Annotated in this window: 10 protein-coding genes and 1 tRNA gene; 6 read left to right on the forward strand and 5 right to left on the reverse strand. The window is 54.4% G+C overall.

Annotated elements, in window-relative coordinates; genetic code table 11:
• The first annotated feature begins 196 nt into the window (after positions 1 to 196).
• Positions 197 to 1,264, forward strand: coding sequence for an ABC transporter substrate-binding protein (locus NST26_RS10020; RefSeq protein ID WP_339313464.1), 1,068 nt, complete (start codon positions 197 to 199; stop codon positions 1,262 to 1,264).
• Between the two features lie 109 nt (positions 1,265 to 1,373).
• On the opposite strand, the gene NST26_RS10025 is transcribed toward NST26_RS10020, so the two are convergent.
• From NST26_RS10025 to NST26_RS10040, 4 genes are read right to left on the reverse strand one after another with little or no spacing between them, the layout of a single operon-like run.
• Positions 1,374 to 2,366, reverse strand: coding sequence for an ABC transporter ATP-binding protein (locus NST26_RS10025; RefSeq protein ID WP_036725441.1), 993 nt, complete (start codon positions 2,364 to 2,366; stop codon positions 1,374 to 1,376).
• The gene (locus NST26_RS10030; protein ID WP_340954437.1) at positions 2,366 to 3,148 is read right to left on the reverse strand and encodes an ABC transporter permease; all 783 of its coding nucleotides are present in this window, start codon (positions 3,146 to 3,148) and stop codon (positions 2,366 to 2,368) included. The genes NST26_RS10025 and NST26_RS10030 overlap by 1 nt, the downstream gene beginning before the upstream one ends.
• Before the next feature lie 32 nt (positions 3,149 to 3,180).
• Positions 3,181 to 3,999 (reverse strand): ABC transporter permease, encoded by an 819-nt coding sequence (locus NST26_RS10035; protein ID WP_340954434.1) that lies wholly within the window; start codon positions 3,997 to 3,999, stop codon positions 3,181 to 3,183.
• Positions 3,999 to 5,192: a serine hydrolase domain-containing protein gene (locus NST26_RS10040; protein ID WP_340954431.1), complete on the reverse strand. Its 1,194-nt coding sequence runs from the start codon at positions 5,190 to 5,192 to the stop codon at positions 3,999 to 4,001. Before NST26_RS10040 ends, NST26_RS10035 begins: the two co-directional genes overlap by 1 nt.
• Before the next feature lie 219 nt (positions 5,193 to 5,411).
• Here NST26_RS10040 and NST26_RS10045 point away from each other — a divergent pair, with 219 nt between their 5' ends.
• The gene (locus NST26_RS10045; protein WP_036725536.1) at positions 5,412 to 6,722 is read left to right on the forward strand and encodes an APC family permease; all 1,311 of its coding nucleotides are present in this window, start codon (positions 5,412 to 5,414) and stop codon (positions 6,720 to 6,722) included.
• Positions 6,723 to 6,867: 145 nt separating this feature from the next.
• Positions 6,868 to 6,940: transfer RNA gene (locus NST26_RS10050), tRNA-Lys, on the forward strand.
• Positions 6,941 to 7,343: 403 nt separating this feature from the next.
• Here NST26_RS10050 and NST26_RS10055 read toward each other — a convergent pair.
• Positions 7,344 to 7,733: a VOC family protein gene (locus NST26_RS10055; protein ID WP_235191882.1), complete on the reverse strand. Its 390-nt coding sequence runs from the start codon at positions 7,731 to 7,733 to the stop codon at positions 7,344 to 7,346.
• 63 nt (positions 7,734 to 7,796) lie between these two features.
• Here NST26_RS10055 and NST26_RS10060 point away from each other — a divergent pair, with 63 nt between their 5' ends.
• The 3 genes from NST26_RS10060 to NST26_RS10070 all read left to right on the forward strand — a co-directional run bounded on the left by NST26_RS10060 (position 7,797) and on the right by NST26_RS10070 (position 12,435).
• Positions 7,797 to 8,162, forward strand: coding sequence for a DUF4180 domain-containing protein (locus NST26_RS10060; protein ID WP_340954425.1), 366 nt, complete (start codon positions 7,797 to 7,799; stop codon positions 8,160 to 8,162).
• Between the two features lie 132 nt (positions 8,163 to 8,294).
• On the forward strand, positions 8,295 to 11,225 hold the full coding sequence (locus tag NST26_RS10065; protein ID WP_340954422.1) for an insulinase family protein: 2,931 nt from the start codon (positions 8,295 to 8,297) through the stop codon (positions 11,223 to 11,225).
• A gap of 160 nt (positions 11,226 to 11,385) precedes the next feature.
• Entirely contained in the window at positions 11,386 to 12,435 is a 1,050-nt protein-coding gene (locus NST26_RS10070) for an Atu2307/SP_0267 family LLM class monooxygenase (protein ID WP_340954420.1), read from the forward strand.
• Positions 12,436 to 12,494 lie beyond the last annotated feature (59 nt).

Consider the following 12,494-nt stretch of genomic DNA (forward strand, 5'->3'; position numbering starts at 1 on the left):
GAAGACACTGTGAGCAGAATATCGTAACATGTTTTTAAATATAAAGGATATTGAGAACGATTGTCAATGATAATAATTCTCATTGACATGTGATCCAACTTTCTATATTCTACGGAGGTATCCCCTGCAAGGCTATGGGCTTAATGCCCTACCCGCAGGATAACTAACGTACATACAGAAAAGGGGACCTAAGAGAATGAAGAAAATATTCAAAAGATATGTACCGCTGCTGGCGGTTCTGGTGATGGCGGTCATGCTGGCAGCTTGTTCTTCCAATGCAGGTAATGAGAAGGAAGCGGCGGCAACGGCTGCACCTGCATCGGCCAGTCCCGCACCGGCGGAGACTGCACCTGCGGCGGCCAAGACGGTATATCCGCTTACTGTTGAGAACCATACGAATAACGGGGAAGGCACCGAATGGACGACTAAATCGCAGACCTTCGATAAGGCTCCTGAGAAGGTAGTAGCGAATACCCAAGGTGCGGCTGAACTGCTGATTAAGCTGGGGCTTACCGACAAAATGGTCGGAGTTGCGGCTCTCTACGGTGCAGGCGATCCGGCGGTTCAAGAGGAATTCAAGAAGATTCCTGTGATTTCCCAGGACTATGCCAGCAAAGAACTCGTTGTAGGCGCAAGTCCGGATCTGGTGATGGGGCGCGGCGGCCTGTTCGCGGATGCGGATTGGGGAGTCGGGACGGTAGGCGGACTCAATGAGCTGGGCATCAAGACCTTCGTGCAGAGCACCAGTCTGCAAGGGGCAACGCTCGACAGCCTGTACAAGGATATTGAACAGCTCGGCCAGATCTTTGATGTGCAGGAGAAGGCTACTGCATATATTGCAGAGCTGAAGGAGCGTGCAGCGAAGCTGAAGGAAGGGGCAGCAGCAGGAGGGAAGACCTTTGCTTACGTCTCTGACGGGGGCAACGGCGCGATCGCCGTCTATAGCGGGAATGTGGATACTTTTGCGGGAGATGTGCTGGGACTGCTTGGACTGACCAACAGCTACGCGGATGTGACCGGTGAGATCAGCAAGGAGCAATTGATCGCGACCAACCCTGATGTCCTGCTGATTTCGGTGTACACAGGCGGTATTGATGCTGACCAGTCGATAAAAGCGTTCTATGCCGATCCGTCACTGCAGAGTCTGAAGGCGATCCAGAACAAAGCGATCTATAAGATTGACTTCAACCAGTTCTGGGGATATAGCTATTCCATCTTTGACGGGGCGGAGAAGCTTGCGTCTGAGCTGGCTGCCGGGAAGTAAGACGAAGCTGCCTAAGCGGGAGTTACTCCGTCCATAAGAGCTAATAAATGCCTGGAAAAAAGCAGCCTGAGCTGTCACGGTAAAGTGACGGTTCAGGCTGTTTGTTGGTTTATGCTTGTGCACTCTCATAAATATTCATGACCACCTGCTGAATCGGCAGCTCCTTGACCGAAATATCCGAGAAGCCGTGCTTGCGGGAGATATTCTCGATGAACTCGCTGATCGAGATGCGGGCGGTGTCCACCTCCAGCGTAACCTGGAAGTCTGACGGCCGCTCTACCACCTTGGTGTAATCGTTGTCGAAGGGGGTGTTCTGCACAGACTCTACAAAGGTAAAGCTGACCTGCTTCTTCTCTCCCAGAAAGACTTTAAGCCGCTGCAGCGAATCATCGAACACCTTCTCGCCATGGTTAATGACGATGACCCGGTGCGCCAGCTCCTCCACATCCTCCAGATCATGGGTAGTCAGGATACAGGTCATATTCAGCTTCTTGTTCATCTGGCGGATGAATTCGCGGATCTTGACCTTGGCGATCACATCCAGCCCGATCGTCGGCTCATCCAGGAACAGGATGTCCGGCTGGTGCAGCATGGCCATGACGAATTCGCATTTCATGCGTTCGCCCAGCGACAGCACCCGGGTAGGCTTCTCAATGACCTGGGAGATTTCCAGCAGCGCCGCGAGCTCCTCCAGCCGATGATTGAAATCCGGGGTGGAGATTCCGTAGATGGCCTTGTTCATATTGAAGCTGTCGATGGGCGGAATATCCCAAATGAGCTGGGATTTCTGGCCGAAGACAGCTCCGATTTTGCCGACATACCGCTTCCGGTCACGGGCCGGGGAATAGCCGAGGACCGAAATCTCCCCGCTTGTCGGGTAGAGTGCGCCGCAGAGCATTTTGATCGTCGTCGATTTGCCGGCCCCGTTAGGCCCCAGCATGCCGCAGATTTCGCCCTGCTCAATGGCAAAGCTGATATCGTTCACAGCCTGGACCGAGACTTCTTCACGCTTGAAGAAGCTCCTGAAAGTCTGTCCCATACCTGCGCCCCGCTTATAAGTGGTGTATGTCTTCGTTAAATGCTTCACATCTATAACCGGCATCAGCCGCCAACCCCCTCATATAATCTGATCATGTGCCGGTAGACCCAAATGCCTGCCCAGAGAAAGACAAAGCAGGGCAGTATCGCTGCAAAATCACTGGCTCCTACCCGGCCAAGCAGCGCCGAGGCCGGGAGGAAGCCGACCATGCCCACAGGAATGATCATCGTCGCTGCCGCCTGCACCGCCTTCGGGAAGATCGGCAGCGGATACTTGCCGACACTCAGTACACTGTCGGCCAGCTCGGAAATCCGCGAATTACCGACCCATTTGAAAGACATCGCCGCCATCATCAGTGATAACCCGGCCAGGACTGCCGTTCCGGCGAAGAACATGCCTGCGAATTGCAGCCAGGCTAAGGCCGGAATCGCGCCTACATGCCAGGCGGAGAACACGAATAACGCCGCTCCGCCCAGGAACAGCCCGGCACTTTCGGTGGAGAAGGTCGTAGCCACAAGGTAGAACAGCGGATTCAGCGGCTTAAGCAGCACTACCTCGAAGCTGCCCTCCCGGACATGCGACATGGTGGTCCACATGACCCCTCCGAAGACAAGGCTGGAGAGGCCGCTGGACATCGTGAATACGGACTGGATCAACAAGACCTCGTATAAGCTCCAGCCGGGGAAGCTGGTGCCTGCCCGGTAGATCAGCAGGGTCACCAGCGGAAACAGTATATTACCGATGAGGGTAATCAGACTGCTGACGATTAAGTTCATTCTATAGGCCGAAGCCGTCTGCACGGCGGAGTACATGCACTGCTTGTATACATCTACATACCTTTTCATGTCAAGAATGTTCCTTTCTTCAGGGCATTCATTCACGCGCCGACCGCAGTAAACTGCTTCATGGCCCGGCGGCGGACCAGCTCATTGCACCCGAACATTACCAGTACAGCCGCTCCCTGCATGCCGACAGCCTCCGGGATGGATAACTCCAGGCCGCCGAGTGAATAATGGCCGGTGAACACCATGGCAGGCATATAAGCAATGTATTGAAATGGCAGGAACAACTGGGTCACCTGAAGCCAGTGCGGGAAGAAATCCAGCGGAATGAGCGCACCTGAGAAAATCCCCGACACCAGCATGAACGCGCTACGTATGCCCCCTGACTGCACCAGCCAGAAGGAGGTGAGGCCAATCGTATAGTTGACATAGAAATTCATCAGAAAAGCGAGCAGCACGGACACTATGGTCCACGGCAGGCTTGCCGGCCGCATATCGATGCCGAAGATAAAGATGAAAATCAGCAGGCACGGCAGAAATTCAAACACGAAGCCGAGGAAGCGGTGTCCGAGCTTCTGGAACAGCGCGAAGGAACGGTGATCGACCGGACGCAGATGGAAGGTCAGAAACTTGCCGGTGCGGACAAGCATCGACAGATTCCAGTCGGCGAAATCCATGATCAGGTAGCCAATCAGCGCCGTTGCCCCGAAGTAGCGGATCATTTGCTGGAGATCAAGCCCGCCCAGTGTAGACTGCCCTCCATAGACTGCGGTCCAGATGAAATATTGCACCATGAAATAGACAGGACCGACGATTACGGACACCAGGGAGTGGGTGCGGTAGGCACTCCACTCCTTATAGGTTACCGCCGCCACGGAGCGGCAGATCCTCCAATTATGCTTAAGGCGGTTCATCAGATCACGCCTGACCAGATAATATTGGTGACATTGAACAGCGCCTCCGCATACCAGTTATCGTCCTTGAACGGCACGAACCATACCGCAGCAAGCTGCTCGGCAGGGTCCATCACCATACAGCAGGCTCCGGCTCCTTCATGGAAATAACTGCCCTCGGAGTAAAAGAAGGCGGGACCCTTCCGCATATCCAGTCCAATGCCGTAGCTCCGGTCTTTGACATCATTGCCCCAACAGTAGTCGGGAACCCCGTAGAGTGTACGGGTGGTGAGCTTCTCGACGGCTTTGCGGCCGAGAATGCGGGTCTCGCCCAGTCGGCCCATGCCCAGCAGCATGTTGGCGAAGCGGATCAGGTCAGCCGGTGTGGAGGACAGCCCTCCGCCGGTGCTGGATACCGTCTCCCACAGCTTTTCTGCCGCAGAGACCTCGGGCTGGATGCCTTGGGCCAGCTCATTCAACTGCTTCTCCCGCATTTCGTTGCGGATAATGAAGCGCCCCGCCAGCTCCGGCGTCGGCTCCCACATCGTATCCCTCATGCCGAGCGGCTTCAGGATGTTCTCCTCTATGTACTGCTCGGCGGTAACGCCAGTCACCTTCTTGATAATCTCGCCAAGAATACAGAAGCCGAAGGAGCAGTATTGCCATTCCTCGCCTACCTTCTTATTCACGCCGCAGCTCAGCGCGGCGGTGATCCAGTCCGGCTCCCCGTCCTCCGGCCTGTAGCTGTCGAAGTATTCGCCGATAAGCTGCCAATAGCTTTTGTGATAGGGAATCATGCTGCCCGCGCAGTCGGGAAACAGGCCGGAGGTATGGGTAAGCAGGCTGTAGATATCGATTTTGGCAAAGGGCTCCACGTTAAACGGTTTCAGAAAAGTGCCGACGGGAAGGTCCAACCGGAGCACGCCATCCTCCACAAGCTTGGCTATGGCCACGGAGGTAATGGCTTTGGTGATTGAAGCAATTCTATGAACGGTAGTCGGCAACAACGGCTCCGTCCGCTCTTCGCGGTAGGAGAGGGGGCCGATGGCGCCGTGCATGAACGTCTTGCCGTATCTGGATATACAATATGAGGCGGCTTGAATCTTTTTGTCATCGATCAGTTGCTGGAAGTGGGTATGCAATACCCCGATTCTTGTTGCGTCATAATTCACCTCTGCCGGTGAGCAGTCGGTAATGCCTGGAGTGTACAGCATAAAGGTATATGCCTCCTCGAAGGTTGTGGCGCTGAGCGAACCAGCTATGCCCAGGGAAATACGCCCAGGCTTCAGTATATCTTCCATATAGTTTTAGTTACAATGGGAAGTTTGGTTTATAACCAATTTCTCCGTCTCAAAAAGAGGGGTGAACAGGACAAATAGAGAAATAAAAGCATGATAAATATTTCACAGAACGGAAGGACAATGAATCACATCATGACAACAAAGCCGTTAACCAAAAGTATTACGTTCATGCAAGCCCTGGCCCTGGTGGTCGGGATGATTATCGGATCGGGGATTTTTTTGAAGCCCGGAATTGTATTGAATAATGCGGGTAGCCCATGGATGAGTATTCTGGCCTGGGGTGTTGGAGGGATCATTACGCTGGCTTCGGCGCTTAGTGTGGCGGAGATCGCTGCGGCCATTCCAAAGTCGGGAGGCCTATATACTTATTTAAGTGAATTGTACGGAGGGGTATTCGGCTATCTGCTTGGCTGGGTGCAGGCGGTGATCTCCTATCCGGCTTCTGTGGCGGCGCTGGCTATTGCCTTCGCGACCTATTCGGGTTACTTCCTGCCGCTGAATGCATGGCAGCAGAAGCTGCTTGCCGTGGGCATTCTGGCCTTTATTCTGCTGATGAATGTTATAGCGACGAAGTTCGGCGGGATCATTCAGACGGTGGCTACGGTTGGGAAGCTGATTCCGGTGGTGGGCATTGTGGGCGTCGGACTGTTCTCGGATCTGGCTCCAGGCTTCGGCGGCATCGGTACAGCGGCTGCGGGTGCAGGCTTCGGGGCTGCAGTGCTCGGCACACTCTGGGCTTATGACGGCTGGATCAGCGTAACCAATATGGCGGGAGAGATCAAAGACCCGGCCAGGACGCTGCCGAAGGTCATTTCGATCGGTGTTATTTTTGTCATTGCCGTATATGTGTTGTTCAATATTGCGGTGTTCCAGGCGCTGCCCTATGACCAGATTGTGTCGTCCCCGACTCCGGGTGCCGATGCAGCAGAGGCGCTGTTCGGTAGCGGCGGCGGAGCCTTTATTACGGCAGGCATTATTGTCTCTGTGCTGGGTGCGCTGAACGGTTATCTCATGACCGCAGCACGGGTGCCGCATGTGATGGGGGAGCGGGGACAGCTTCCGTTCTCACGGGTGCTGAGCAGCATTCATCCGAAGTTCCAGACACCGGCGAATGCGCTTGTTTTTCAGAGTATACTGGCCGTGATCTATATCTTCTCCGGGACCTTCAATACGCTGACGGATCTGCTGGTGTTCGTGCTCTGGATCTTCTTCACCATGGGCGTGTTCGGCGTGTTCCTCCTGCGCAGGAAGTTGCCGCCCGTACAAGGCCGCTATCGCGTGCCGCTCTATCCGTTCACCCCGATCCTTGGCGTAGCAGGGGGGCTCTATATTCTGGCCAGCACGATCATCAGTGATCCGCTGCGCTCGCTTATTGGGATTGGCATCACGCTTGCCGGACTCCCCGTGTATGTGGTGATGATGATGCGGAAGAATCGCGTGTAGACAGCTGTTCATAGCCGGGGGTGAGAAACTTTTAATAAAACAGTTGACAGCGCCCGTTCAAAAAAGTATACTATGAAAGTACTTTTGAGCGGACGCAGTCAGCTTAGAGATCATCGTCTAGAAGAATCATACATAGACACCATACGGACTCTTAGCTCAGTTGGTAGAGCAGTAGACTCTTAATCTATTTGTCCAGGGTTCGAGCCCCTGAGAGTCCATACCTTAAAAAACGGCAGAAATGCCGTTTTTTTGCTGTGCAGGAAATTATAATTCCTCCTGTTGTGGACAAGGTCAGTCTACATTTGTGGAAAAGAGCTCTTTGAATGATTCGTAGAGTGACTTGGTTGCTTAATGGGACTGAAGGGTCGCCGGGAGAGCAGGAGTGTATCTAATTTCATCGGTAAAAGGCTGAATGTATGCGAAAAACCGAGTACAAACGGCTGGTACAGCGGTATATAGGCCAAATGTATGCGGGAAACAGCATACATTGTGCTGGCATGCAGGCGCGTGGGTCAAATGAGGAGCACTAATGCATCTCATTAGGCCCAATCGCAGGTTAAATCAGCAAATCAGGTACACTACTAGTGCTAGTCCGTGGATAGCAAGCCCATCCGAACGCCGTTACATATGCTCCGCAAGCTGCACCTCGAACCCGTCTGGGTCCAGAATATAGAAGAAGCGCAGGCTGGGATTCGGCGCGATGGGGCCGCGGGCTACCGGGATTCCTTCCTTAGCAAGTTCGGCCATAGCCTTGTCGAGCGATGCGACCTCGAAGCCTACAGACACTCCGCACTCCGGCTTCACCGGCGGGTCATTACCCTCTATCAGCTCAAGCTTCGGCTGCCCCTCTATCCCCAGCATGACGATCTGCTTCCCTCTGCTCTCAAATCTGCGCTCCACAGGAAGCCCTAGAATCCGGTGATAGAAATCAAGGGAAGCCTCCAGATTGCGTACCCTGAGTGTAATCCAATTCATCGTGAGCTCCATCATGATCCATCCTTTGCTGTACATTTCAATTGCTGCTAAGATAAGCTATCCGCATATTTTAACATATTTGATCAGGAGGTTATAACAATGAACATAACAACTATAGAAGCTGGCGGCACGATCATCGCTGTAGTGAGCGGCAACGAAGCCGTGGTAAGTGATGTCCAGAGTGCGCTGGATCTTATGGCAACGGTACGCTATGAGACCGACTGTGACCGGATTGTGATCCATAAGGCGCTGCTGAGCGAGGAGTTCTTCGACCTCAAGACTCGGCTGGCCGGTGAGATTCTGCAGAAGTTCATAAACTATCAGGTGAAGGCAGCCGTGGTGGGTGATTTCAGCAGCTATACCAGCCGCAGCCTGCGTGATTTCATCTATGAATGCAACAAAGGGAAGGATGTATTTTTCGTAGCGGATGAGCAGCAGGCAGTTGAGCGGTTGAGCCGGGTCTAGATTCTCGCAGCTTAAGAGCTGAGGGCTGCATCCGTTAGCCTGGTCCTCTATGCAGCTCATAGTGGAACCGGAAACCCCGGATATGATAAGCTCATGGAATCAGGGCAGCCCTGAACTAAGGAGGGGAAAGATATGAGCAGCTTAATAGCAGGTGAGGTCTATTCCGGGTTTCAAGTGATACGCAAGGAGTACATACGGGAAATCGAATCCTCCGTATACACGCTGGAGCATCAGCAGAGCGGCGCACGGCTGCTCTATGTACAGAATCAGGATGACAATAAGGTGTTCAGTGTTACGTTCCGGACTCCGCCTGCGGACAGCACGGGAGTGTTTCACATTCTGGAGCATTCGGTCCTCTGCGGCTCCGGCAAATTCCCGGTAAAGGAACCGTTCGTGGAGCTGCTGAAGGGCTCGATGAAGACGTTCCTGAACGCTTTTACCTTTGGCGACAAAACGATGTATCCGGTAGCCAGCCAGAATGACCAGGATTTCGCCAATCTGATGGAGGTCTATCTGGACAGCGTCTTTCAGCCGAACATTTACAGTCAGCCGGAGATTTTCGAGCAGGAGGGCTGGCACTATGAGTTGCCCAATTCCGGGGATGAGCTGATCTATAAGGGTGTCGTCTACAATGAGATGAAGGGCTCGTATTCCTCGCCGGTGACGGTGCTGATTGACCGGATCAAAAAATCGCTCTACCCGGGTACGATCTACCGTCACTCCTCCGGCGGCGATCCGCAGCATATCCCTGCATTGACCTATGAACAGTTTCTGGAGGCGCACCGGAATTATTATCACCCCTCGAACAGTTATTTCTATCTCTATGGTGACCTGAATATCGAAGCACGGCTGCAGTTTATCCATGAAGAATATCTCAGCCGCTATACCCGCAAGGCTATGGATACTTCGATTGCACTACAGGCACCGACCGGCATGACCCAGCTTACGGGGGAGTATCCCATTCTGGAGACGGAAACGGCTGCCGACAAGACATACCTGAGCTTGAATTATGTAATTGGGACCTCTCTGGACCGGGAGCTGAATCTGGCCTTTGCCATTCTGAAAAGCATGCTGATGGACAGCAATGCGGCCCCGCTGAAGCAAGCGCTGCTGGAGAGCGGCCTGGGCAAGGATGTGGTTGCTTTTTATTCAGATAGTATGGTTCAACCTATGCTGGGTATTGCCTTGACACATTCTAATCCTGAAGCCATGGAGGAGTTCGTGAATCTGGTCAGAGCAACTCTGAGCCGCCTTGCTGCGGACGGTCTGGATGAGAAGCTGGTGCTCGCTGCGGTGAACAGCAAGGAATTTGAACTGCGTGAAGCCGATTTCAGCCAATATCCGAAGGGTCTCACCTACAACATGGAAGTGATGAAGGCCTGGCTGTATGACGGCTTGCCGTCCACGTATCTGGAATATGAAGCGGCGCTTGCGGCGATCCGTGAACAAAGTGCCAACCGTTATTTCGAGCGCCTGATTGAGACCTACCTGCTGAACAGTAACCACTGTAGTGTCGTTGTCCTCCATCCCTCTCAGACCCTGGCGGGGGAAAAGGATGCGGCGGTCCGCAGCCGTCTGGCGTCATACAAAGCGTCTTTGGCCCCGGCCCAGCTGGATGAACTGGTGCTTAGCACGCAGAAGCTGCTGGCTCGGCAGAACACACCGGACCCCGCAGAGGAGCTGGAGAAGCTGCCGAAGCTGACCCTCCAGGATGTTAACCCTATTGCCCCGGCCGGGGTACCCACAGTGGAGGTTGCGCTGGACGGGATTAAGGTGCTGCATCATGAAGTGGCTGCCGGTGCAATTGCCTATATCAAGCTGTACTGGGACACCAGCGTGCTTGCAGCGCAGCAGATTCCTTATCTGGAGCTGCTGGCGAGAGTGCTCGGACAGCTGGAGACGGAAGCCTACAGTATTGAGGAGCTGACCAGTGAGATCGGGATTACTACGGGCGGCATTCGTTTCCAGAATGAGGTGTTCGGAGCCGGGAAGTCTGCGGAAGGAAGCTATCAGGCCAAATTCAGCGCGCGCATCAAGGTCATGCAGGGCAACATCGGCGGTTCCCTGAAGCTGCTGCATGAGCTGCTCTACGGCAGCAATCTGGATAACCTGTCCAAGCTGCAGGAGATTGTCCGCCGGGAAGCCTCCGGCATGGAAGCGATGCTGACCCAGAAAGGCAATGAGATTGCAGCCAGCCGGGTGCTGTCCTACTTCTCGGACCGGGGGATGTACGAGGAGCAGCTTGGCGGCGTGGCGTATTACCGCTTTATCAAGGAGCTTGCCCGCAGCATTGACCAGCAGGCTGAGGGGCTTGCAGATACCTTGAAGGAAATCTGCGGGTTGTTGTTCAATACGCAGAATCTGACGCTCTCCCTCACCGGTACGGCGGATTCGTATGCGGAATTCGCCGCACATGTGCAGGAGCTGGACCTGAGCAGACGGGTAGTAGAGTCCCAGTCGCTCTTATCTGCACAGGGGCAGGCGGTCAACGAAGGCTTCATGTCCGCGAGCCAGGTGCAATATGTAGTCAAAGGTTATGATTACAAGAAGCTGGGCTTCGCCTATTCCGGCAAGCTGCAGGTGCTTAAGAAGATCCTCAGCCTGACCTACCTGTGGAATACGGTCCGGGTCAAGGGCGGAGCGTATGGCGGCAATCTGCTCCTGCGCCGCGACGGGGTAATCCTGTTCACTTCCTACCGCGATCCGAACCTGCTGGAGACGCTGGAGGTCTATGACCGGGCCTCTCAGTTTGCCGGAGAATATTCGTCAGATGAAGCGGAGATGGAGAGGGCAATTATCGGGACCCTGGCCATGTTGGACCAGCCGCTGAGTCCCGGCGCTACAGGCCGTCAGGCGGACCGGCATTATTTCGAGCAGGTTACGGCGGAAGACCTTCAGCAGGAGCGTAATGAAATCCTGTCGGCCACCGCCGGGGATATCAGGAGCTATGCCAGTCTGCTTGAGGCGGTAACGCAGCAGAATTACTTCTGTGTGGTCGGAGGCGAATCCAAGCTGAAATCGGCTTCAGGTGCCTTTGGCAGCCTGGAGGAACTGGTGAAATAAGCGGGAGCGGCTACGATTAACCAGCTAACACACAATAGGGTGCCTCAAGAGCTGTTGACACAGCCGGGGCGCCCTGTTTGCTGCGGGTTAAAGTTTTCTTTGAATATTTGACTATTTAGTTTTAGAATATAAAGATTACTGACTTTTAGGAGGAACACAAGTGGAACTTGGAATAAGCACCTTTGTCGAGACAACGCCTGATGTGAATACCGGAGTGACTCTAAGCCATGCGGAGCGGCTGCGCGAAGTGGTGGAGGAGATCGTGCTTGCGGATCAGGTCGGACTGGATGTATACGGCGTGGGTGAGCATCACCGGCCTGATTTTGCAGCTTCATCGCCTGCTGTGCTAATGGCGGCGGCTGTACCGCTGACGACCCGAATCCGCCTGACCAGTGCGGTCATGATTCTGTCCTCAGCCGATCCGGTGCGGGTATTTCAGGATTTCGCAACACTGGACGGGATATCGGGGGGCCGTGCCGAGATTATGGTGGGCCGGGGCTCGTTCACCGAGTCGTTTCCTCTGTTCGGCTATGATCTGAAGGACTACGAAGAGCTGTTTGACGAGAAGCTGGACCTGCTGCTCAAGCTGCGGGAGCCCGGCAAGGTGAGCTGGAGCGGTAAGCACCGCCCGGCTATAACGAATCTGGAGATCTATCCGCGCCCGGAGCAGAATCCGCTGCCGGTATGGATTGCGAGTGCGGGAACTCCGGAGTCTGCGGTCCGTGCGGGTAACCTGGGCCTGCCCTTTGCTCTGGCGATTATCGGCAATGTGAACCCTTCTGATTATGCCATGCATGTACGGCTCTACAAGGAGGCAGCGGCCAAGGCCGGTCATGATGTGTCCAAGCTTCCTATTGCCTCACACTCTCATGGTTATGTTGCGGAGACGGACGAGCTTGCGGTAGAGGGCTTCTTCCCGTCTACACATGCGCGGACGAATATCCGGGCGGTGGAGAAAGGGCTGCCTTCGTATCACCGTGCGGATTACGATGCTGCCCGCAGCTTTGACGGTGCTCTATATGTGGGCGACCCGGACACAGTTGCCCGTAAAATCCTCCACCTCTACGAGCACGTAGGGATCACCCGCTTCCTGCTGCATGTCCCGCACGGCTCTATGCCGCATGCCGAGGTGATGCAGGCCATCCGCCTCTTCGGGACAGAGGTAGCGCCTAGGGTGCGGGAGGGAATTAAGCGGTTGAAGCAAGCATAGCTCCTGCTAGAGCAAGAGCGCTACTGCTATGAAATCCTGCCTGAAATACAACATTCTCT

This window comes from Paenibacillus sp. FSL R7-0128 (assembly GCF_038002245.1).
Lineage (GTDB): Bacteria > Bacillota > Bacilli > Paenibacillales > Paenibacillaceae > Paenibacillus_AQ > Paenibacillus_AQ silagei.